Genomic DNA, 21,007 nt, shown 5'->3' on the forward strand with positions numbered 1-21,007 from the left:
TTCAGACCGACCCTGAAGCCCTGGTAGCGGCTGTGCGCCGACCTCTCCCGCTCGTAGACCCGCACGTCCACTCCGGCTCGGAGCAGCCCGTGGGCCAGGCAGAGGCCGCCGATTCCGGCTCCGGCCACCATGACCTTCATGATCGTGTCTGCTCCTCTGCCGGGTGCTCGGCGACTGTTCGCGTGCGCCCAGCCTGCCGTGCGGAGCCGACTCCCCGTCAGTGACTCCTGTGCCCGGATCCGTATGACAGCTGTCACCACGAACCGCTGACGGATCGAAGACTCCGCAGGTGAGCGACCGTGTTGTTGCGGCCCGCGTGTGCCTGTGGCCGGCCGGGACGGACCCTGGACGGAGCCGGCACTCACTTCGCCTTCCTCGGCAAGCAGTACGGCATCCGCCCCGACGGCTGACGCGAGGCGGCCGGCACTACGGCGAGGCCGGCGAAATGCGTCTTGACCCTGCCCTGGGGGCAGGGTCGACGCTGGTGGCTTGACGTCCTCCTCCGGCTGGAGCCGGAGGATTCCAACCCTCGCGGGTCGGGCTTTCTGCTTCACGGCCGGTTGCCGACCCGGGGTTGCCGGCGGAGGGACGGTGTGCCGCCCATCGGTCTTACACCAGCTCCACACACCTGACTTCCCGCCAGCCCGGCGGTAGGCCCGGCCGGCTTGCAGTAGTCGCCCAGCTTCTCCACCGTGAGCGCCGCGTTGGCCGGCTGCACCCGACGCGTCGGGTGCAGCCGGCTCCTGGTCCCGGAGCCCTGGCGCCGCTCGGGTGGCCGTCAGAGACGGTGCGCCACGAACTCGGCTACCTGTGTGCCGAGTTGCTGCCCGGCACTGTTGTCGATGGAGGTGTGCTGGCCGGACCAGATCCGGCTGAGCCACGCTTCGGTGGCGGCGTCCTGGAAGCCGGCGAAGGTTCGGGTGACACCCTTCGAGGTCACCGTGAACTGGTGATGTGCGCCGTAGAACCCGGCGAGTGCCGTTGCCGCGGCCTGGCTGAGAGCGCCGTGGGCGCCGGGGTAGGACGGGTCCGGGGCGGTCGGCAGGAGGGGAGTCCAGTGGGGATCGCCGACGATGCCCGGGTTGTCGTGCGTGTCGCCGAGCCGGATGGCGGTGACGGGCCGCCAGACGTGGAAGGCGTACTTGGCGTCGTACATCGCGATCGCGGTGTCGGCGAGGGACAGGTCGAGCCGGGCGAAGACCTTCACCGCCTGCTCCAGGCTCGCGTTCTGGGAGGTGACGAGGCCCTGCGCGACCTGGTTCCAGACGTTCCAGACGGGTGCCGCCGCCCAGAACTTCGCGGCCGCGGTCTGATCGGCGGTGCGGGTGGTGCTGGTCTTGCTCCCCAGGCCCTTGACCTCGTTCAGGGCGGCGGCGTACGCGGCGGTGCCCACGGCCGGCGGCGCCGCCGGGCGGAACTGGCTCCCGCTCGTCAGCACGAACGGTGTGACCGAGCCCCAGTTGGTGAAGACCGGCGCGGGGAAGGCGGGCGGCGTGGGCCGGTAGTCGCCGGGCAGGCTGCCAGGAGCGAACCGCGGCGGCTTGGCCGAGGATCCGTCAGCGGACCGCAGACTGATCAGCCGGCGCGCGACCGCTGCTCCCACGCCGATGCCCGCCTGTTTACGGGCGCCGTCGGCGATCGCGGACAACTGGCTGCTCAGCTGCCGGTCCACGCCTGCCCGCTTGGTGGGGTACAGGGCGACCAGCACATCGTGCGCTGCCTGGTCCGCCGCGGCGTCCGCACGGGCACCCTGAGGTGCCGGCACCGAGAACAGGTAGGCGGGATCGGTCCGGGTGATCGATGCCACGGCGTCGTACTCGGCGGCCTGGAGCATGGCGAAGCTGCGCGTGGGGTGGACGGTGGGCGGCTGGGCTTTGGGATCGCTCAGGATTCCGATGAGCTCTCGGTTCCACTCCACGACCGACGCCCCGGACCCGGCAGCGGCGGTGCTCGTGGTCGGTGACGGAGCGGCGGGGGCGGTGGCCCCGAAGGCCGGGCTGGTGAGTCCGGCCGCCAGCACGGTCCCGGTCAGGACGGCGAGTGTCTTCTGCTTCCCACTCATTTCGGTGGCTCCTTCTTGCTGGTGGCGGGCCGTGGCAACAGGCGGCCGCAAGCGGGCGTGAGTCGGTCATGCGGTTGGTGTTCCGTTCCGGGGACTCCTTGCGGGACGGGGGAAGGAGGGGATCCCGGGGATCGGTGCTCGTCAGGTTCCACGGGTGCCGGGACCGTGCGGTTCGGTGCATAAGCACCTTTTGCGAGATTTCACCGATTACTGGCATATGCGATGATCGACTTATGCCGTGGAGTCTTCGGAGACGCGGTCCATCGAGTGAGCCGGATCGCTCCGGGACCCGTGTCTCTGGTACGGGGACCATCTCCCGGGCGGACGAGGAACTACTCCGCACGCTGTACGCGGAGCATGCCGGGCCGCTGCTTCACTTCGTCCTACGACTGACCTCAGGAGACTGGCAATGGGCCGAGGATGTCGTGCAGGAGACACTGCTGCGGGCCTGGCAGCACCCGGCGGCGTTCGACCCCGAGCGCGGACCGGCCCGGGCGTGGCTGTGCACGGTCGCCAGGCGCCTGGTCATCGACGCTCACCGGGCCCGCCGGGCCAGACCGACCGAGGTCGACGGGCAGGCGCTGGAACGGCTCGCGGAACAGACACCCGGAGAAGACGAGCTCGAGCGAACGCTCCGGAGCTGGGCGGTGGCCGAGGCCATCCGGACCCTCTCCCCGGAACACCGGGCCGTGCTGCTGGAGACGTACTACAGAGGCCGGACGATGGTCGAGGCCGCGCAGGTGCTCGGCATTCCGGTGGGCACCGTGAAGTCGCGCACGTACTACGCCTTGAAAGCACTGCGGCTGGCGCTGCGGGAACGGGGTATCGAGCCGTGACAGCGACGTGGAGGAGGTGCGGACCTTGAACGGCGACCACGACGCCGTCCGGTTGTCCCTGGGCGGATACGTGCTGGGAAGGCTGTCCCCGGCGGAGACGGAGCAGGTCCGCGCCCACCTCGCAGACTGCGCCGAGTGCCAGGCCGAGCATGCCGAGCTGGCGGGACTGCCGGCACTGCTCGCGACGGTCAGCGAGGCCGAGGCCGTGGGAGAGGTACCGCCCGCGCCCAGCGAGGAACTGGCCGACCGGCTGGTACAGCGGGCCGCCGCGAGCGAGCGGGCGCAGCCGGAGCCGGAGCCTGCGGCCACTGCCGTGCCGCTCGGACCGCAGCGAACCGGGCGGAGCCGGCTCGACCGGCTGCTCCAGCAGGCCGCGTCCCGACGTCGTACCGCCGTGCGGAGGCAACTGGTCGGGGCCGCGGCCGCCGCGACGCTCGTCGCCGCGGCGGCATCGGGCGGTACGTGGCTGGCCACCGTCGCGTCCACGGGCAGCCAGGTGGCGCAGCCCGCACCGACGTCACCTGCTCCGGTCCGCACGTTCTCCGGAACCGACCCCACCACCGGCGTGTCCGCCTCGGTCGAGGTCTCGCCCGCCGCCTGGGGCAGCACCCTGCGCGTCACGGCGAAGGGAGCGCCCGCCGGGATCACCTGCAGCCTGCAAGCGGTCGGGATCACGGGCGCCACGGCGACCGCCGCCACCTGGCAGGCCGGCGACTACCCCGGTGGCGCCAAGGTCTCCGGGACCGTACCCATGTCCCCGGGAATGATCAGTCACTTCGAAATCGACGCCGGCGACGGCCAGCGGCTGCTCACCGTCCCGGCGTGACGCCCTGGCGCGGTCGGCACCCCGTGAGCCCTTGGTGCTCGACGGCCAGGGAGGCCCGGTCGGTGAAACAGGGAGCGCTCTCCACCTCGTAGAAGGCGGCCGGCACGGGGCTCTGGTATTCACCGACCGTCTGCCGGTCACGCTGGTGCACCTGCACCTGCACCTGCACCTGCACCTGCCACACGCGGCCCTGGCCCAGCTGTACGGCGTGGACCGCTCCACCGTCTCCGGAGCGACCCGCGAAGTGCGGCGACCACTGGCCGCGCGAGGCTTCGCCGTCCCCGACCGCCCCGGGCTGCGACTGCGCACGCTGGAGGACCTGGTCGCCTACGCCGACGCCGAGAACGTGGACCTACGGCTCGACGGCACCGAGGTGCAGGTCCGCCGCCCGCGCGCCGGACACCCCGGCCGAAGGGCGTTCGTGTCCGGCAAGCGGAAGCAGAACACCATCAAGACCACCACCTTCAGCGATGCCCGGGGCCGCACGCTGTTCAGCGGCGTCGTTCGGCCGGGCCGGATGCACGACCGACCCTGCTGGGCGTTGCCTTCCCGGCCGGGACGACCACTGGATCAGCATCGCCGCCGAGGCCCGGCTCACCGACCCGCCCGCAGGTGTCAGCAGGGTGAGCGGACCGCTCGGCAAGGTGGGTCGAGGGGGTCTGCCGGCTGTACTGCGGCCGGCATCGGACCCGCGTCCTGTGGATCGGCCCGGCGACCGTCGCGGGAATGAACGCGCCGATGGTCGACTGCGGCCCGTGCATCGCCGGAGCGAGCCTAGGAGTGGCAGCAGCGCCTGGACTTAAAACGTCATGGTCCGGATATCAGGGCCGATGAAGAACTTCGCGATCGCGATCAGCACGGCCAACTGGGCCAGTACGTAGGCGATCTGCGCGGAGAAGCCGCGGAGCTGGTAGATCGAGAGCAGCAGTCCGAAGCGGCTGGGCCACAGACGCCGCTCGGCGCGGAAGGTGTCCGCGTCCATGGCGAGGCTGGTGAGGGTCAGCACCAGGAGCATTTGGCAGATGGCGATGGCCCAGTTGCCGAGTGGCTGGTCGGTGAGGAGGTCGCCCAGGAGCCCGAGGACGATCAGCAGGGTGTAGACGGCGGTCAGGCTCAGGGCGCGTGTCGGACCGCGGCGGCCGGGCAGCAGGCGCCAGAGCGCTCCCAGCACCAGGCCCGCGCCTGCCGCGGTGAGCTCCACGACCAAGAACTGCCGGATCATCTCGGGGGCCCCGAAGGAGTCCTGCGCGGTGTGCATCCATTGAGTTTGCTCGCCCTGGTAGGAGAACCAGAGGATGACGAGAGTGCCGGGAAGGCCGAAGGCGGCCGCCAGCAGGGCGGCCCTGCGGGCGTTCTCCCACCACCTGGCATGCGGGCCCCAGCTCAGGGCGACGTCCATGACCGTGAACCGGCCGGGCAGCCAGGGCCTTGTCGTGTTGGCGGTTCCGGTCGGCGACCGCCAGCGGTGCAGTCCGCTCAGCTCCCGTTCCACCGCGTGCCGTTCCTTCTCCGCCGCATGTCGGCTCGCGGCTCCCTCGCTCTTCCCCGGCTCCATGTCACGGAGCTCGTCGGTCAGCTCCCGGTAGCGGCGTGCACGCACGATAAGGTCGGAACGGCCCGCCTCCGTGATCGCTTCGCTCAGCCTCGGAGTGTCCCCGCTTCCCTCGAAGTGTTGGGCCAGGACCGCCCACCGCTTCCCGACCGCCAGCAGGGCGTAGAACCCGGCGATGTCCAGGACGAGCCAGAGGACAGCCGCGGCCTGGCTGCCTGCGTACGAGCCCTGGCGGTAGGCGACCACGACGGCGAAGAACACGGCGAGCAGGAGGCAGTCCAACCTGGTGGGATCCGCGCACGGCACGGGGAACGCCAGGTCCCTGGCCCGTAGCAGGGCCACGATGGCGATGCCGGTCAGCACCCAGGTCCCGGCGACGCACCATACGGGAACCTGGACGGTGTAGGACACCAGATGCTCGCTCAGGAAGGAGCGGTGCAGCCAGCCGTACTCCCGCACGGTGCGGTCGCTCAGCCAGCTGGCCCGCTCCCACCCGCGGTCCTGGGTCCACCACTCCCACCCCAGCAGAAGGATGGTGACCACGGCCAGGACCGACCCGACGCGGCGCAGCCGCCAGGGTGAAGCCGGTGTCCGGATCAGTCCTCCCTCACACGCGAGCCGCCAGATCCACAGCGCCAGGCCGGTCAGCCACAGCCACAGGAGTGCCGCAGCCATGGCCACCAGGGGGGCGAAGCCGTGGACGGAGCCGGTCCCGGGGGAGGAGAGCGTCTGGGGAAGGCCGAACAGGGACGGCCAGCCGGCTACCAGGCCGCCGGCCGCCGCCACCAGCGAGGCGGCCAGCAGCACCGACCTCTTCGGACGGGCGGCGGCCGTCAACGCCCAGCCGACCAGAACCCCGATCAGGATCCTGAAACGGTCCTGACCGAGGAGCGCGTACTGCGGTGGCAGGAACGTCAGGCTGATGACGGCGCTGACCAGACCCCACTGCAGCAGGACCGTGCTGCTGCAGATCTCGAGCCCGGTGGCCTCGATGTGGGCCGGCCGGCGACGGGCTCGTAGAGCGGCCACCGCGGCGATAACGGACATGACCACCCACCAGGCGGCCATCCCGATCCTGTTGCTGACGAGAAACGCACTTTTGCCGCTCACCGCCGCCCATGCGCGTTGCCACGGGGGAGCCACCCGAACCGTCAGCAAGGAGCTCGACTCCTGAGGCCGGTCAGGGTCGCCCCACCGCATGCTCCCGTTGCCGGCGGTCGAGGGTTCGGGCACCACGCTGGATGCCTCCAGGCCGCCCAGATCGACCGCGACCGAGTCCCAATGGGCCCCTGCCAGAGCCGTCGGCGGAACGAGGGACAGCTTCCACTGGCCGGGGTGCACATCGACTTCCCACGGCCCGACGCGGAACATGCCGGCTTGGTCGAACCAGAAGATCGTCGGGTACTCGACCTCGACCCAGTCAGGCTCGGCGCTCACCGCCGGATTGGACGAACGCCACTCGCGTCCGCGCAGGTACTGTTGCGGGGGCCGTCCCGACTCCTGCTCGTCGCGCAGGAGACAGCGCATCGCATCGCGGTAGGCAACAGAACTCTTCTGCAGCAGCAGGCCCTCGGCGGACTCCCAGGACCTGGGTACGCGGACGGTCATGACTCCCCGGCCCTCGACCGTGTTGTGGGCGTGGTTGGCGAGTCTGAGTTCGACGTTCACATGGGCCGCGGTCAACTGCTCCGCATGACAGCCGCTCGCGGACGGGGAGTCCGCTCGGGCGGGCTGTCCGCCCCAGAGGGTCAGGAGAACCAACAACGGCACGGCGCACAGTCCCCACCGGTACAGCGCGGCCCTGCGGACTCTTGCGTTGCGACCGTGCGACGGCGGCGAGGTGTTCGTGTTCACCTCGCCGCCGTCCTCGTTCTTCAACGCACTGTGCTCCTGCTTCCCGGGCACCCGCTGATCGGACTGCACTGCAGGATCACCTGGTAGGCGTGGCTCTCGACCTCACCGCTGCCGCGTCCGGTCTTCACGAACCGCCACTGCGAGGGCTTGGTGTGACCGGTCGCGTCCGCCTTGTCGACCCGGATCTGGAGCGTGCGTGCCGCGAGGTCATGGGTCTCGACCAGGACCTCGTCGCCCGCGACCGGAAAGTGCTCGTGCAGCAGACACAGGCCGAAACGGTCGAGATTCCCGTGCCTTTCCAGCACTTCCACGAGATCGCGCACGAACTGGCTGTCCTGTGGACCCAGCCCCTTGGCTTCCTCGAACGTCGGAAGCGGTTGCCCGGGAGCGGTCTCCGGATCTCTCATGAATTGTTCCTCGAGTCATCTGAGTGGCTTTCGGAAGAGTAGGTTCGGTGCCGAACGGCTGCAAGCCGACACCCCGGAGGGATGGCCGGCAACCCGGCGGCCCCTACCCCAGGCGGCCGAATGCGGGTGCCGGTCGGTTGCCGTGGCAAGCCACCGCACAGGTGGGAAGCGTCCGGCGAGCCGCATTTCGAGCAGGGTGGAAGGCGCGAGCACCAGGCCAGCGGCAGCGAGCGCCCGATCCCCTTCCCGGCCAACTTCCCACGCAGGAGTGGCTCGCGGAGCGGCGGGTTCAGGCGCGAGTGCGGCGGAGGAACCGGTCGGCGAGGTCGACGGCCTGCCGGACCGGGACGAGGCGGCAAGTCGGCGGTACCGATGCGGCGGTGGTGACGCCGGCGGCGGCGAGGACGCGGGTGCCGAGGTCCGCGAAGTGCAGATTGTCCAGGTCGGGGGCCTGGAAGGCGGTCCAGCCGACGGGGGCGACGCAGCGGTAGAGGACCCGGAACAGCGGCCGGTCTTCGCTCGTAGCGACAAGTGGGAGCCTTGGGAGCGCTTTGACGACTCCTCGACAGAGCTCATCTATCGGATGCTGACCGACCCGCAGCACCCCTACTCCCTCGCGGAGTACTTCGAGACCCACTGGTTCACCTCGGCCGACGAGGTCGAGCAAGCCGAGGAAGCCCCCGCCCCGTCCACCGCGGCCGCCCCCGGACGGTTGGCCTTCCGGTCAGGCTTCCCAGGCGCTCAGGTCGATGCCCGGGTAGCGCAGGCCGACGGCGCGCAGGGTGTCGGGCGTCCAGTACGGGTGGTGCGGCGGTGGGAAGCCGAGTGCCCGCAGCTGGGCGGGGGAGGACCGTGCCACCCACGCGACCCACTCGGGCCGCTTCCCCCGGAACGGCCAGGCGTGGTAGCCGACCCATTCCGCCTGCGCCGTGCGGAAGGCTGTGTTGAGCACGAAGCGCGCCGCGCCCGGGCGGGTGATGTCGACGGCCCGGTGGTAGGTGCGGGCCTCGAAGAGGAGCAGCGAGCCGGCCGGGCCGACCGCGCTCTGCTCCAGCGCGTACAGCTCCGGGTGCCGGGCGCGGTCGAGGTCGGCCTCGTCGTAGGCGAGCCCGCTGGTGTGCTGACGGCTCACCACCCGGGTGGCACTGTCGTCGTCCACGTCGTTGAGGTAGACGAAGGCGTTGACCTGGTGGAAGGCCGGGTCCTCGGACGGCACCAGCAGGCTCTGGTTGCGGTAGTCCAGGTGCAGGCGCTGGTCGTAGGTGTGCGGGCCGCCGTACTTGGCCCACAGGCACGCCTGGTAGATCCGCACGTCCGGGGTACGGAGGACCGTGCCCACTGCGGACAGGAGTTTCTCGTCGACGGCCAGTGCGTTCAACGGCTGCTGCGCCAGCGGGTAGTTGAGCAGTCCCTCGAACGGTCCGCTGACCAGTGCGGCGCAGCGCTCGCAGTCCGGGTGCTCGGCGAACTCCTCGGCCGTGGGGACGACTTCGGGCAGCGCGGTGAGCGCGGGGGCGAGCTCCTGCGCGGAGAAGAAGTGCGGGACCACGACCCAGCCGTGGTCGCGGTAGTGCTGTAGATGGGCGTCGGAGAGCGGCATGCGCGGGTGTCCCTCGGGTCGGCGGGTGGCTCGGAACAGGGGGTGTCGGGGGCCGGGCGGCGGCGGTCAGCCTGTGGACTCCAGGGTTCCGCTGCGGCGCCCGCTCGCGGCGACCCGGCCGAAGGCCGGCAGGGCCAGCGCGAGCCAGGCGAGCGCGGTCGCCGTGCCCAGCAGCACCCGGAGCAGGACGGTGCCTACGGGCGCGCCGTCCAGGACGCCGCGCAGTGCCAGCAGGTCGTGGGTGAGCGGCAGGCTCCACGCCACCCAGCGGACGGCGGTCGGCCAGACGGAGACCGGCACCTCCACGCCGCAGATGGCCATCATGCCGAGGTAGGCGACGTTGGAGATGGTGTTGCGCCAGGTGGTGGCCGACAGGGCGAGCGCGGACAGGAACAGGCCGAAGCAGTAGGTGCCGACCGCGGTGAGCGCCACCAGGCAGACCATGGCCGCCGCGCCGGGCACCGTCCAGTGCACCCCGAAGAACGGCCCCAGCACGAGTAGGGTCGTGGTGCTGGTGGCGATGCCGCTGGGAATCCACTGCAGGCTGCGGCCGACGAACACCCAGGCCAGCTCGGCGGGTGAGGCGACGAGCAGCGGCAGGGTCGCGCTGCGCCGCTCCCAGGCGCTGGAGGTGATCACCAGCATCGCCTCGATGGCGCAGGCCATCAGCGCGTTCCCGACGAACAGGTAGCGCTCGCCCCCGGGGCTGCTGAACACCTTGCCGACCAGGGCGAAGAAGACGGCCTGGGAGAGCATCCGGGCCAGCCAGCCGAAGGTCCAGGTGGTCCAGGTGTACATGGCCCGGAAGTCCGCTGCGGCGATCATCGCGCCGGCGTGCACGGTGCGCCACGCGGAGGTCCGCGGTGCCCGCGGGGCGTGCTCCGGGAGCGTCGGGGCGGTGATCGGATGCGTACTCATGCCAGGTCCAGGGTGCCGAGGGCGTGGACCCGGCGCAGGATCCGCCGCATCAGCAGGCCCGCGGCGAGGTAGCCCGCCAGGCCCAGCACGGCGATGGCCGCCAGCCGGGCCGTCGGCGCGGCCACTGCCGCCGGGGCGAAGCAGTCCCGCAGCAGCCCGCTGGACCAGGAGAGGAAGACCAGCCGGCTGAGCGGTTGCACCGGTCCGGGCAGCATGCTGACCGGGACCAGGACGCCGCCGAGCAGGTAGACCGGGAAGCTGAGCGAGTTCTGGAAGATCCGCGCGGAGCGGGTCAGCACGAAGGCGCAGGCCATTGTCGCCGCAGTGCCGACCATGGCGAAGGCGCTGAGCAGCAGGCAGGCCACGAGCAGCACCGGGTGCCGCGGGACCAGGTGGATGCCGAAGGCGGCCTCGGCGACGATCCATGCCTCGCCGAAGGAGAGCAGGCTGACCGCCACCACGGCGCCGATCCGTCCGGTGACGGGCGAGATCAGTGCGGTGGGCGTGGCCACCACGGTCTCCAGCAGGCCGTCCGCCCGGTCCTGGCCGATGAGGTCGCCGGCGGTGAACAGTGCCATGTTCCAGAGCGCGATCAGCACCGGCGCCAGGACGGCGTAGGAGGCCAGGTCCCGGTGGCCGGTGTGGACCGAGACGGACAGGAAGACGAGGGTGTAGAGCGGAACGGTGAACAGCACCTGCAGTTCGCCGGGTGAGCGTCGCAGCAGCGTCAACTGGAGGCGGAACCCGGCCGCCACGCCCCTCACCGCGCTCCCACCCGAAAGCCCCGGTCGCCGATGACCTGGAGGTAGACCTCCTCCAACCCGGGCGGGGAGGTGGACAGTTCACGCACCCCCGCGTCGAGCAGGACGCTCAGGACGGCGGCCGAGCGGTCGGCGCCGCGGACCTGGATCCGGATCCGTCCGTCTCCCAGGTCCTCCAGGGCGGCGACGCCGTCGAGGGCCAGCAGCTCCGGGCGGACGGCCTCGGGGACGTCGCGGGCCTCGACCCGCTCGTACCCGCCGAACCACTCGCCGAGTTCCCTGGGGTGAGCGGTGGCCAGGACGGTCCCGCGGTCGATCAGCGTGACCCGGTCGCACAGCGCCTCGGCCTCGGCCATGTCGTGCGTGGTGAGCAGTACGGTGTGCCCCTCGGTGCGCAGGTCGGCGACCACGTCGCGGAAGGCGCGGGCGGAGACCGGGTCCATCCCGGTGGTCGGCTCGTCCAGCAGGACGACCGGGGGGCGGTGGATCAGGCCCCGGGCCAGGTGCAGGCGCTGCTTCATGCCCCGGGAGAAGCGTTCGACCGGCTCGTCGGCATGGTCGGCCAGGCCGAAGCGGTCGAGCAGCTCGGCCGTGCGCACGGCCGCTTCGGCCCGCCGGATGCCGTACAGCGCGGCCCAGTAGCGGATGTTCTGACGCGCGGTCAGGCGTCCGTAGAGACCGCGGTCGCCGCCCAGGACGATGCCGACGAGCGGGCGCACGCCGCGCGGGTCGGCCGCCGGGTCCCGGCCCAGGACCAGGGCCTGCCCGGAGGTGGGCAGCAGCACCGTCGAGAGGACCTTGCAGAGCGTGGTCTTGCCGGCACCGTTGGGGCCGAGCAGGCCGTGCACCGTCCCGGCTTCGATGTCCAGGTCGATGCCGTCGAGGGCCACCCGCTCGGCGGCGCCCGCCTTGCCGGTGGAGAACGTCCGGCGCAGTGCTCGGACTTGCACCGCGGTCATCGCGCACCCCCGGGCGCCGCGGCGGCGGGGGATGACGGGTGGGTGGTGCTGACGGGCATGAGGACCTTCCTGCTTCCTGCGGACGTGACCGGCGGCTCAGCAGCAGGCGGGGAAGTCCGTCAGCTTGTTGGCCGGGGGCTTGTCCGCCGGCGGTGCGAGCGGGGCCGCCTGGTGGCTCTCGGGTCCGGCCGGCGCCTTGGTCGCCGACGCCGCGAACGGCAGGGCGCTGGCGGAGAGGGCGAGAACGCCGAAGCCGACCCCTAGCAGCTTGGAAGTCAGGGCGGATCGCATGGGTGGCGCCTTTCGTGGGAGTCTCTCTTCGATCTGCTCCCCAGCGCACGGCGGAGTGGAGCAGCTAGCATGGTCGTCGGGGCCAGTCATGCCTGTCAAGGGACCTTGTCATGAAAGGCAGTGGGATGTCATCGCTAGTCGCAGTCGAGCAATCGGCGCCCGACGGCCCGCTCGGACTTCGGCCGGGTCCCGGAGGCGGGAGCGGGGCGGCAACCGAACAGGGACAGGGGTGATGGCAGTGGCCGATCTGCAGGCACTCGGCAGGCGCGTCCGCGACCTCCGCAAGCGCCAGGGGCTCTCCCAGGGAGACCTCGCGGGCGAGGGACTGTCGGCCAGCTACGTCTCGCTGATCGAGTCCGGCAAGCGGAGCCCGTCGAAGGAGATCCTCCGGGCCCTGGCGTCCCGGCTGGACTGCGATCCGGAGGTGCTGTTCGAACTGATCGAGACGCCCGAGTCGGACGACGACGTCGAGCTCGAACTGCGGTACGCGGAGCTCTCGCTGCGCTCCGGGCAGGCCCAGGCGGCGTACGACGCCTTCGCGGTCCTCCACGAGCAGGCCCAGGCGCGCGCGGACGAGTCGCTCGCGGCGCGGGCCCTGTGGGGCCGGGCCCGTGCGCTGGAGAACCTGGGCCGGCTGGAGGAGGCCGCGGCCGACTACGAACGCCTCCACCGGGCCAAGCCGACCGCCGCGGTCGTCGCCCCGCTGCTGGTGGTGGTGGCGCTCTGCCGCTGCTACCGGGAGCTGGGCGACCTGACGCGCGGGGTCGAGCTGGCCGAGTCCGCCCTCTCCGAGCTGCGCGACCTCGACCTGGCGCCGTCCCGGGAGAGCATCGAGGTGATCTCCACCCTGGTGGGGCTCTACAGCGAGCGCGGCGACCTGTACAGCGCCGGCAACCTGGCCGCCAGTGCGGTGGAGACCGCCCGCACGGTGGAGGACCGGCAGGCGCTCGGTGCGGCCTACTGGAACGCCGGGCTGGTCGCGCACCGCACCGGGCGCGTCGCCGACGCCCGCATGCTGGTCGAGCGCGCCCTGGCCATATACGCCGAGGGGGACAACGACCGGAGCGTCGCCCGGCTGCGGATCGCACACGCCTCGGTGCTGCTCCAGGGGGACCAGGTCCGGCCCCGGCTGGCCAAGTCCACGCTGGAGGAGGTCCTCTTGTCGCTGGACTCGATCGGCGGCAGCGCGGTGGACCGCGCGTACTGCGAGTCGGGTCTGGCCCGGGCGGCGCTGCTGCTGGGGGAATCCGAATCGGCGGTCGAGCACGCCCGCCGCGGGCTCGACCAACTCGGCCCCGGCCACCGGCTGCAGACCGCGCGGCTGCTGGTGGTGCTGGCGGCGGCGCTGCTGCAGACCGGCCGGACGGACGAGGCCCGGGAGGTCTACGAGCGGGCCGCGCTGCACCTGGAGGCGTCCGACGCGAGCCGTCAGGCCACCTTCGCGTGGGCGGAGCTCGCCGAGGTGCTGGCCTCGTCCGGGGACACCGAGCGCGCGCTCTGGGCCTACCGCCAGGGCATGCAGCTGCTCGGCCACCGGAGCTTCTTCGGCGTTCAGGGCAACGGCCTGGGGGCGTCCCGCTCTGCCTGACCGCCTGACCGCCTGACCGCCTGACCGCCTGCGGCGCTCCGCCGCCCCGCCACCCCGCCCGGGTCCCCTGTCCAGGGGCCCGGGCGGCGGCGTTCGCCCGCACGGCCGCGTGCTCCGGGAGGCCGCGCCGCAGACCTATGACGGCTATGACTATATCTTATTGACAAGCATGACTGACCCGAGCAGACTTCAGTCATGAAGGCGGCGGCGTAGATCGCCCCGGCGGAAAGCACTCCGCCCGGCGGCCCTGCGCGAGTGGCGAGTGGCCACCGCGTCCCGCCGATCCCCGTTGCCCCTCCTCCGCGGCGCCTCGGCCCAGGGGGAGGTCCACGGGTGGCGCCTCCCTGTGCGCGTCACCCGCGTCAGCCCCGCACGTTCCGGCCGCCGGTCCGCCGGCGGCCGACGGGCCCGAGACCCGAGAGGAGGTGTTCCGCATGTCCCGCAACCACAAGGTCGGCCTCCGCCCGCGCCTGGACAAGATCAAGACCGGTCGCTGAGCCGGACGGCCGGGAAGCCCTCGGGCTTCCCGGCCCCTCCCGGGCCGCCCACGCCGCGGCCGAGAGTCGAAGCAGGAGAACCAACATGACCCAGCACGAGGTGCACCGGCTCTCGCCGACGACCACTGCCATCGCCGCGGTCAGGCCGCAGGACCGGATCACCACCCTGACCTTCTCGGTGGACTTCGGCTCCAGGGACGACCCGGCCGGACTCAGTGGCGCGGCCCACCTCCTGGAGCACCTGCTGATGACCGCACCGGTGGCCGGCGGCCCTTCGCTCACCCGGCGCGTCGAGCACCTCGGCGGCTTGGTGAACGCCCAGACGGGGCTCGACTCCATGGTGTTCCAGGCGCAGGTCCTCAACGAGGACGCGCCGGCCGTCCTGGCGCTCATGGGCGAGGCCCTGATCCGCCCCGCCTTCGACGACGCCCTCCTCGACGCGGAACGCCGGGTGGTCTTCCAGGAGTTGTCCGCCGCCGCGGCCGATCCCAGCGACGTGGTCCAGGACGCCTTCCTGGCGCGCCTGTTCGCGTCGCATCCACTGGGACGGCCGGTCGGCGGCACCGTCCACGACATCGAACGGACCACCGCGGCCGACCTGCTGGCGGTCCACGACGAGCTGTTCGCGCGCCGCAGGTCCGCCCTGCTCGGCATCGGCGGGCTGGACGGCGACGCCTTTCGCAAAGCCGCCGACGCTTCCGCCTTCGCCCTCGCGCCCGCCGACCCGGACCACGGGCAGCCCTCCGTCGCGGCGGCGCTGCCCTTGGAGCGGCTGACCGGTGACACCGGGCCGCTGCGCGTCCCGCAGGACGCGTTCTGCTGGATCTGCATCGGCGGCAGGGCACCGGCGCTGGGCGATCCCGCGGGGCCGGCCTACACCGTCCTGGCCCAGCTGCTGGGGTCGAGCGCCTCGTCGCTGCTCTTCCAGCGGCTGCGCGACGACGAGGGACTGGTCTACAACTTCTACGCCTGGTCGCGCGGTTATACCGACACCGGGGCGTGGCGGGTGCTGCTCGGGCTCGAGTCGGGCAACGCGGCCCGGGCGCTGGACGTCGTCCGGGAGCTGCTCGACCTGCTCGGCACCGACGGCCCGGCGCCGGACGACCTCGCCGCCGCCCGCCGCCAGGCCGTCATGGAGCTCGTCCTGGACAGCGAGCAGCCCCAGCACTTCAGCCCCAGGCTGGCGACGGGCACTCTGTGGGGCACCCGCCCGTGGAGCCTGGACCAAGCCGTCGCGGAACTGGACGCGGTGGACGCCGGCGCGGTCCGCCGGGCCGCCGCCGAGCTGGGCGCCCGGCTCATCTGGGTGGTCAGGCCGGAGGCGACATGAGCGACACCGTCGACGGTGCGCCGAGCAAGGCCTACCTGGAGCTGGCGCAGGACGCCGGTCTGCTCGCCGAGCACCCGGCCGGTCGCTACGTGGCCGGCCTCAGTACCGATCCGGTGACCGGCGAGGTCAGCTGCCTGGTCGAGTACGCCGATCCCGCGCTGCTGACCGCTCCCGCGCTCGGCGAACTCACCCGGCAGCTGTGCGCGGAGCACCCCGCCGCCCGGGCGCTGGTGGTGCGGGTCGCCGCCCCCGGCGTGCTGCCGGCGCCGTGGCTGCCGCGCCAGACCTACCTGCGACTGCCCTGCGACACCGGCGAAGCCACCCGGGCCGACACCGACCCGGGTGGCATCCGCGACACCGCCGGCTACACGGTCCGCCGTGCGGTGGCCGCGGACACCGGCCAGGTCCGCCGCTGGCTGGCCGAGGCGATCGAGGGCGGCGCCCGCGACCTCGGTGCGGTGCCCGACTCCGCGGTCGCGCTCGAACAGGCCGGCGCGGTCACCGACGACCCCGACCGGGTGAGCTTCGTGGCGGTCGAGTCCGACCAAGCCATGACGACCGGCGAACCACTGCTGGGGCACGTGACGCTGGTGCCCTTCGAGGACGAGCTGACCGGGGCCGGACACCTGGAACTGGTGGACGTCCTGGTCGTACCGGGACCGCAGGCCCGCGCGGCCCGCGCGGCGCTGGTCGCCGCCGCCCGCCATCACGCGGCCGCGGTGCGACTGCCGCTGCTGGGCCACGTGGTCCACCCGCACCCGGCGCCCGCCGACGGCGGACACGCCGCCGCCGTCCTGGCAGGCCTGCGCCACGAGGGCTGGCGCGACCACCACAGCTACTGGTGGCGCGCGCTCCCGAGCGCCTGACCGCGCCCGCCCGACCGCAGTCGCCCCGCCCGACCCGCCCCCGGCCGCCACCGTGCCCGCCGGTTCCAGCCGTTCCCGCAGGAACCCGATCAGGAGAGTCACCTCATGCGGATCCTCATCGACGGCCTCGACCTCACCGGAAAGACGACGCTGGCCAAGCAACTGGCCGAGGCCCTGCGGGCCGAAGGCGCCGCCGTCGTCCACCACCGCGGAGTGCTGGCACCGCGCAACCCGGTGGCCGCCCTGCTGGAACGGCGTGGGATCAGTGCCCCGCAGCACCCCACCAGTGCGCTGCTGAACGCCGCCTACCTGGTGGCCTGTGCGCTCGACCGCCCGCTGCGCGGCGCAGCGGCCTGGGAGCGCAGCGGCATCCTGATCCAGGAGTCCTACGTGGACCGTTCCTTGGCCTACGGCATCGCCAACGGGCCCTGGGCCGCGGCCCGGCTGGCCCTGCGGTTCCCGCACCTGTTCACCGGTTTCGACCTGGCCCTCTATCTGCACGCCCCGCTGGAGATCCGGCGCGGCCGACTGGAACGCCGCAAGGAGGCGAACGTGATCGACCACCGCTCGGTCTCCGGGGAGGAGTTCCAGGAGGCCTTCACCCGGGCGCTGCGCACCGCCGGCCGGCGCCATCGCGACGTCTGGTTCATCGACACCTCGCAGGCGGGCACCGACCGCATCGTGGCGGACGTGGTGCGCTGGGCCCGCGAGTGCGCCCGGCCGGCCACGGGCGACCCCGGTCCCGGCCGGCTCCCCGCGCCGCGCCGCACGCCGCGCCGATCGGCGGTGCGGTCATGACGACCATCGTCGTGGAGGGCCTGGACTTCGCCGGCAAGAGCACCGTCTGCGAGCTGGTAAGGCAGCGCCTGGAGGCGTCCGGCACCCGGGTGGTGGAGTCCACCAGCTGCCTGTCCGGCGGCTGGGTGGAGAAGACGGTCGAGCGCGTCTACGAGGCCCGCAGGTTGCCGTCCCTGCTGCGCAGCGCGGTGTACCACGCCGCCTACCTGGCCGACGTCCACCTGGCCCGCCGGGCCGGCCCGGGCGAGGTCATCGTCCAGCAGAGCTACATCCACCGGGTGCTGGCCTACGACCGAGCGAGCGGACGCCGGTTGCTGGCCGCCGTCGCCGACCGGCTCGGCACCCGGGTGGCCGGCCACGTCGACCTCTGGGTCTGGCTCGACTGCCCGCTGGACGAACGACGCCGCCGCTACCGGCGCTTCGGGACCCCCAACGAGCGCGACGAGCGACGCTTCGCCGCCGCCGCGGACCGGTTCGAGAGGGAGCTGGAGAGCGAACTCACGCAGCTGGCCCGGCAGTCGGGCTACATCTTCATCGATACGGCGAGCCTGAGCGCGGAGACGGTCGCCGACCGCATCGCCGCACTGGTCCAGGCACACGAAAGGGTGGGAACACGATGATGCGCTGGTACGCGGCACCGGTGCCGCAGGGCCTTCCGGTCCGGCAGGTCTACGGCTACCTCTTCGACGGAGAGGGCCGCGTCCTGCTGCAGGACGACCTCGGCCGCTTCAACCTGCCGGGCGGCAAGCCCGAACCGGGCGAGGAGGACTACCACACCATCCTGGCGCGCGAGTCGCTGGAGGAGAGCCAGGTCGCCATCGGCCGCACCGCCTACCTCGGGTACGTGCGGGTCGAGGATCCGGGTGAGGAACCCTATGCCCAGGTCCGGCTCGCAGGCCTGCTGGAAGAGTTCCTGGAGCGGGCGCCCGACGAGTCCACCGGCCGGACCTATCGCCGTCTGATGACCTCGTTGGACCGCGCGCCCGGCCTGCTGCAGTGGGGCGAGCACGGCACCGCGCAGGCCGAGACGGCGGCCGTGGTGGCGGCCGCCTCCCTGGGCGTCGAACTCGCCGGCACGGACGCGAAGGCCGAGTACGTTGACTGACCAGACCGGCCGCACCGCGCCCGTCTGGCCGGCGGACACCTCCGGCGACGCCGACCGGGCCTGGCGCGTGCTGCCCGGCATCTTCGCCGCCGGTGTCCGGGCCGACGCCTGGGACCTGCCGGACCGGCCGACCGAAGTCGTCTGCTTGTCCCGCACCGTGCCCAAGGTGTACGACCGTTCGACCCGCAAGATCGTCCGGGTCCACCACCGCCCGTTCACCTACTGGGAGTCCGCCGACCCGGCCGGCCTGCTCGGGGAGCTGGTGGAGGAGATCCGCGACCTGGCCCCCGGCCGCCAGCTGATCCTGCACTGCACCCTGGGCCTGGACCGCACCGGCGTGGTCGCCCTGGCGCTCCTGGTCCGCCAGGGCCTGACCGTCGACCAGGCGGTCGCCGCCTACCGCACCCGCCGGGTGCGGCTGCCGGCGCTGGACGCCCTCGACGTCTTCCTCTCCTACGCCTCCCGGCAGGCACTCGAGGCCTCCGCCGGGGACGTCCGGCAGGGAGCGGCGTCATGCGGATAGACGTGATCGCCCCGCGCAGTCCGTGGTTCGACCCGGGCGACCTCGACGGGCGCGGGCTGGGCGGCAACGAGGCCACCCTGGTGCTGTGGCGGCGCGAGCTGCTGCAGCGCGGCGTCGACGTGCGGGTGTACCTGGGCGCCGAAGCGCCGCCCGGCCCGACCGAGCCCGGCTGGCAGGCGCTGGCGGGTTACCCCGGCCCGGCCGGGGCGGACGTCGTCGTCGCCTTCCGGGACGCCGCCCCGCTGTCCGACCTCCCGCCCGGCCCGCTGGGCGTGCTGTTCACCGGTGACCGGGTCACCCCCGGCCTCGCGGAACTGGCCGCCTCCGGCCGCTGCGACCTCGCCCTGGTCGGCTCCCTGGCGGCCTGGGAGCGCTACTCCCCGGCCCTGCGCCCGCGCCACGGCTTCCACGTGGACAATCTCGGCCACGCCCTGCCCGATCCCGGCACGGTGGCCCGCCGCCGCTACCAGTGCGTGCACATGGCCGCGCCCTACCGCGGGCTTGCCCACCTGCTGGCGCTGTGGCCCCGGATCCGCGAACGGGTCCCGCAGGCCGAGCTGGTCGTCCTCGGCGGCTACGAGCTGTGGGGCTACCCCGCCGAGGAGGCCCGCGCGCTCACCGCCGGCGAGGTGCCGCGGCTCGCCTCGCCGCCCGAGGGCGTGCGCCACCTCGGCGCCGTCGACCGGCTGAGCTACGCGAGGGCGGTCCGCGAGTCGGAGCTGATGCTCTACCCGACCGGCTACGAGGAGATGTGCTGCATCAGTGCGCTGGAATCCTGCGCACTGGGCACGGTGCCCGTGCTGTCCGCCGTGGCGGCGCTGCGCGAGCGGGTCGTCCCGGACGCCACCGGTGTCCTGGTGGAGGGCGACATCACCTCGGGCGAGGTCCGGGACCGCTTCGTGGCCGACGTCTGCTCGCTGCTGCTCGACGAGGGCCGACTGGCCAGGCTCAGCGCCGCGACAGCGCGGGCCGCCGCGCGGCACACCGTCGCGAAGGTCATCGATCGTCTCCTGCTGAGGATTGCGTCATGCCGCTGACTTCCGGACCTGACCTGCTCGTCGCGGTCGTCACCCACACCCTGCCCGACACGCTGGAGCCGGTCCTGCGGGCCCTGTGCGCCGACGGCGAGGACCCGGCGCGGATCGTGCTGTTCCACACCGGCGCGCCCTCGCCCGCCGCGACCCGGGCGGTCGCCGACCTCCAGGCGGCGTGGGGCGTCCAGGCGGTCTGCACCCCGCGCGCCATGCGGATCGGGGAGGCCAGGCAGTTCCTGGTCGACCAGCACCGTGCGCGCGGCTTCATCGCCTTCCTGGACGACGACTGCGTGCCGCTGCCCGGCTGGACCCAGGCCGCGCTAGCGGCCTGCGCCGAGGCCGAGCGGACCGCCCTGGTGTACGGGCCGCGCTACCCCGTCCTGGGTCCCGGAGTGGGCTCGCTGATCCGCGCGATGGAGACCCGGGACTCGCGCAAGCTGGCGCTCGCCGCGGCCGCCCCGCAGGCGGCCACCACCAGTCCGCGGGCCCTGTGCGCCGGCGGGAACACCATCGTCAACGTCGCCGCGGCACGCGAACTCGGCCTGACCGAGGAGATGTTCGCCAGGAGCGCCTTCGAGGACGTGGACTTCCAGCTGCGCGCCACCCGGCGCGGCTGGCTGGTGCAGTTCCGCGCGGACCTCGCCGTCGACCACCACGACCAGCTGGGCTTCCGCGCGCTGTTCCGCAAGTCGCTCCAGTCCGGACGGGGCATGGCGCAGTGCGCCCGCCGCCACGGCGCCGAGTTCTGGGCCCACTGCCGCTGGCGGCCGTGGCGGACCCTGGTCGCCTGGTTCGCGGTCCTGGCGGCGCTGGCCGCCGGCGCCGTGCTGAACCCGTGGCTCGCGACCGCGGCCGCGCTGCCCGTGGTGTTGAGCAGCGCGGCCCACCACCGGGCGCTGCACGGCGCGCTGTTCGCCCACCGGCTCACCTTCCTGCTGGTCAAACCGGTCCGCGACCTCACCATCGCGCTCGGCTTCCTGGCGCGCTACGCCACGCTCGGCACGGACCGCGGCACCGCCCCCGCCCCGCGCACCCCGGCCGCCGCCCCGCCGACCACCGCGCCCGCCCAGGCGCCGTCATCAACCGACCGCGCCGCACGCGCCGGGACGACCACGGCCCGCCCCGGCGACGCCGTCGCTCGCCCGGTCACCCCCGCCCTGCGGGCCGAGCACGTGGCCGGCCTGTGACGTCCTCGTCGCC

At 72.8% G+C, this 21,007-nt stretch carries 21 protein-coding genes; 12 read left to right on the plus strand and 9 right to left on the minus strand.

The genetic code is table 11. The features are described from left to right. Positions 1-778 precede the first annotated feature (778 nt). Complete coding sequence (locus tag ACWCYO_RS28885) at positions 779-2,062, minus strand: vanadium-dependent haloperoxidase (protein WP_449785833.1); 1,284 nt, start codon at positions 2,060-2,062, stop codon at positions 779-781. Between the two features lie 233 nt (positions 2,063-2,295). Here ACWCYO_RS28885 and ACWCYO_RS28890 point away from each other — a divergent pair, with 233 nt between their 5' ends. From ACWCYO_RS28890 to ACWCYO_RS28900, 3 genes are read left to right on the plus strand one after another with little or no spacing between them, the layout of a single operon-like run. Next, positions 2,296-2,898 carry a sigma-70 family RNA polymerase sigma factor gene (locus ACWCYO_RS28890; protein WP_449785834.1) on the plus strand — a complete coding sequence of 201 codons (603 nt, stop codon included), beginning with the start codon at positions 2,296-2,298 and terminating at the stop codon, positions 2,896-2,898. A 16-nt stretch (positions 2,899-2,914) separates the two neighbouring features. Beyond that, positions 2,915-3,724, plus strand: a complete 810-nt coding sequence (locus ACWCYO_RS28895) for an anti-sigma factor family protein (RefSeq protein ID WP_449785835.1) — start codon at positions 2,915-2,917, stop codon at positions 3,722-3,724. A gap of 34 nt (positions 3,725-3,758) precedes the next feature. Further along, the gene (locus ACWCYO_RS28900; protein WP_449785836.1) at positions 3,759-4,454 is read left to right on the plus strand and encodes a transposase family protein; all 696 of its coding nucleotides are present in this window, start codon (positions 3,759-3,761) and stop codon (positions 4,452-4,454) included. Between the two features lie 69 nt (positions 4,455-4,523). Here ACWCYO_RS28900 and ACWCYO_RS28905 read toward each other — a convergent pair whose 3' ends face one another. The 8 genes from ACWCYO_RS28905 to ACWCYO_RS28940 form a co-directional block, all read right to left on the minus strand. Beyond that, positions 4,524-7,154, minus strand: a complete 2,631-nt coding sequence (locus ACWCYO_RS28905) for a DUF6185 family protein (protein ID WP_449785837.1) — start codon at positions 7,152-7,154, stop codon at positions 4,524-4,526. Next, on the minus strand, positions 7,151-7,537 hold the full coding sequence (locus ACWCYO_RS28910) for a hypothetical protein (protein WP_270150386.1): 387 nt from the start codon (positions 7,535-7,537) through the stop codon (positions 7,151-7,153). The genes ACWCYO_RS28905 and ACWCYO_RS28910 overlap by 4 nt, the downstream gene beginning before the upstream one ends. Positions 7,538-7,826: 289 nt before the next feature. Then, the gene (locus tag ACWCYO_RS28915; RefSeq protein ID WP_449785838.1) at positions 7,827-8,174 is read right to left on the minus strand and encodes a hypothetical protein; all 348 of its coding nucleotides are present in this window, start codon (positions 8,172-8,174) and stop codon (positions 7,827-7,829) included. Positions 8,175-8,261: 87 nt separating this feature from the next. After that, complete coding sequence (locus ACWCYO_RS28920; protein WP_270150387.1) at positions 8,262-9,137, minus strand: phytanoyl-CoA dioxygenase family protein; 876 nt, start codon at positions 9,135-9,137, stop codon at positions 8,262-8,264. A gap of 66 nt (positions 9,138-9,203) precedes the next feature. Beyond that, positions 9,204-10,055, minus strand: a complete 852-nt coding sequence (locus ACWCYO_RS28925) for an ABC transporter permease (RefSeq protein ID WP_449785839.1) — start codon at positions 10,053-10,055, stop codon at positions 9,204-9,206. Then, on the minus strand, positions 10,052-10,810 hold the full coding sequence (locus ACWCYO_RS28930) for an ABC transporter permease (RefSeq protein WP_449785840.1): 759 nt from the start codon (positions 10,808-10,810) through the stop codon (positions 10,052-10,054). Before ACWCYO_RS28930 ends, ACWCYO_RS28925 begins: the two co-directional genes overlap by 4 nt. 5 nt (positions 10,811-10,815) lie before the next feature. After that, positions 10,816-11,775 carry an ABC transporter ATP-binding protein gene (locus ACWCYO_RS28935; protein WP_270150392.1) on the minus strand — a complete coding sequence of 320 codons (960 nt, stop codon included), beginning with the start codon at positions 11,773-11,775 and terminating at the stop codon, positions 10,816-10,818. A 96-nt stretch (positions 11,776-11,871) separates the two neighbouring features. Then, a complete protein-coding gene (locus ACWCYO_RS28940; protein ID WP_270150393.1) occupies positions 11,872-12,066 on the minus strand; it encodes a hypothetical protein in 195 nt (64 codons plus the stop codon). Between the two features lie 232 nt (positions 12,067-12,298). Between ACWCYO_RS28940 and ACWCYO_RS28945 the strand changes: the two genes are divergently transcribed. The 9 genes from ACWCYO_RS28945 to ACWCYO_RS28985 all read left to right on the plus strand — a co-directional run bounded on the left by ACWCYO_RS28945 (position 12,299) and on the right by ACWCYO_RS28985 (position 20,994). Further along, complete coding sequence (locus ACWCYO_RS28945) at positions 12,299-13,654, plus strand: helix-turn-helix domain-containing protein (RefSeq protein WP_270150395.1); 1,356 nt, start codon at positions 12,299-12,301, stop codon at positions 13,652-13,654. 582 nt (positions 13,655-14,236) lie between these two features. Continuing rightward, entirely contained in the window at positions 14,237-15,481 is a 1,245-nt protein-coding gene (locus tag ACWCYO_RS28950; RefSeq protein ID WP_270150397.1) for a M16 family metallopeptidase, read from the plus strand. Further along, positions 15,478-16,347, plus strand: a complete 870-nt coding sequence (locus ACWCYO_RS28955) for a hypothetical protein (protein WP_449785841.1) — start codon at positions 15,478-15,480, stop codon at positions 16,345-16,347. The genes ACWCYO_RS28950 and ACWCYO_RS28955 overlap by 4 nt, the downstream gene beginning before the upstream one ends. Before the next feature lie 105 nt (positions 16,348-16,452). Next, entirely contained in the window at positions 16,453-17,145 is a 693-nt protein-coding gene (locus tag ACWCYO_RS28960) for a nucleoside/nucleotide kinase family protein (RefSeq protein ID WP_270150399.1), read from the plus strand. Beyond that, complete coding sequence (locus tag ACWCYO_RS28965) at positions 17,142-17,765, plus strand: hypothetical protein (protein ID WP_270150400.1); 624 nt, start codon at positions 17,142-17,144, stop codon at positions 17,763-17,765. The genes ACWCYO_RS28960 and ACWCYO_RS28965 overlap by 4 nt, the downstream gene beginning before the upstream one ends. Beyond that, the gene (locus ACWCYO_RS28970) at positions 17,762-18,250 is read left to right on the plus strand and encodes an NUDIX hydrolase (protein WP_449785842.1); all 489 of its coding nucleotides are present in this window, start codon (positions 17,762-17,764) and stop codon (positions 18,248-18,250) included. Before ACWCYO_RS28965 ends, ACWCYO_RS28970 begins: the two co-directional genes overlap by 4 nt. Beyond that, positions 18,243-18,773: a tyrosine-protein phosphatase gene (locus ACWCYO_RS28975; RefSeq protein ID WP_270150403.1), complete on the plus strand. Its 531-nt coding sequence runs from the start codon at positions 18,243-18,245 to the stop codon at positions 18,771-18,773. The genes ACWCYO_RS28970 and ACWCYO_RS28975 overlap by 8 nt, the downstream gene beginning before the upstream one ends. Beyond that, positions 18,764-19,810 carry a glycosyltransferase gene (locus ACWCYO_RS28980; protein ID WP_270150405.1) on the plus strand — a complete coding sequence of 349 codons (1,047 nt, stop codon included), beginning with the start codon at positions 18,764-18,766 and terminating at the stop codon, positions 19,808-19,810. Before ACWCYO_RS28975 ends, ACWCYO_RS28980 begins: the two co-directional genes overlap by 10 nt. Beyond that, the gene (locus ACWCYO_RS28985) at positions 19,801-20,994 is read left to right on the plus strand and encodes a glycosyltransferase family 2 protein (RefSeq protein WP_270150407.1); all 1,194 of its coding nucleotides are present in this window, start codon (positions 19,801-19,803) and stop codon (positions 20,992-20,994) included. Before ACWCYO_RS28980 ends, ACWCYO_RS28985 begins: the two co-directional genes overlap by 10 nt. The last annotated feature ends 13 nt before the right edge of the window (positions 20,995-21,007 follow it).

Source organism: Kitasatospora sp. NPDC001683 (assembly GCF_053596495.1).

Bases quoted from the DNA above. Each gene is read 5' to 3' on its own strand.
- ACWCYO_RS28885 (WP_449785833.1), bottom strand. From the start codon at position 2,062: ATGAGTGGGAAGCAGAAGACACTCGCCGTCCTGACCGGGACCGTGCTG.
- ACWCYO_RS28890 (WP_449785834.1), top strand. From the start codon at position 2,296: ATGCCGTGGAGTCTTCGGAGACGCGGTCCATCGAGTGAGCCGGATCGC.
- ACWCYO_RS28910 (WP_270150386.1), bottom strand. From the start codon at position 7,537: ATGAGAGATCCGGAGACCGCTCCCGGGCAACCGCTTCCGACGTTCGAG.
- ACWCYO_RS28920 (WP_270150387.1), bottom strand. From the start codon at position 9,137: ATGCCGCTCTCCGACGCCCATCTACAGCACTACCGCGACCACGGCTGG.
- ACWCYO_RS28925 (WP_449785839.1), bottom strand. From the start codon at position 10,055: ATGAGTACGCATCCGATCACCGCCCCGACGCTCCCGGAGCACGCCCCG.
- ACWCYO_RS28935 (WP_270150392.1), bottom strand. From the start codon at position 11,775: ATGACCGCGGTGCAAGTCCGAGCACTGCGCCGGACGTTCTCCACCGGC.
- ACWCYO_RS28940 (WP_270150393.1), bottom strand. From the start codon at position 12,066: ATGCGATCCGCCCTGACTTCCAAGCTGCTAGGGGTCGGCTTCGGCGTT.
- ACWCYO_RS28945 (WP_270150395.1), top strand. From the start codon at position 12,299: ATGGCAGTGGCCGATCTGCAGGCACTCGGCAGGCGCGTCCGCGACCTC.
- ACWCYO_RS28950 (WP_270150397.1), top strand. From the start codon at position 14,237: ATGACCCAGCACGAGGTGCACCGGCTCTCGCCGACGACCACTGCCATC.
- ACWCYO_RS28955 (WP_449785841.1), top strand. From the start codon at position 15,478: ATGAGCGACACCGTCGACGGTGCGCCGAGCAAGGCCTACCTGGAGCTG.
- ACWCYO_RS28960 (WP_270150399.1), top strand. From the start codon at position 16,453: ATGCGGATCCTCATCGACGGCCTCGACCTCACCGGAAAGACGACGCTG.
- ACWCYO_RS28965 (WP_270150400.1), top strand. From the start codon at position 17,142: ATGACGACCATCGTCGTGGAGGGCCTGGACTTCGCCGGCAAGAGCACC.
- ACWCYO_RS28970 (WP_449785842.1), top strand. From the start codon at position 17,762: ATGATGCGCTGGTACGCGGCACCGGTGCCGCAGGGCCTTCCGGTCCGG.
- ACWCYO_RS28980 (WP_270150405.1), top strand. From the start codon at position 18,764: ATGCGGATAGACGTGATCGCCCCGCGCAGTCCGTGGTTCGACCCGGGC.
- ACWCYO_RS28985 (WP_270150407.1), top strand. From the start codon at position 19,801: ATGCCGCTGACTTCCGGACCTGACCTGCTCGTCGCGGTCGTCACCCAC.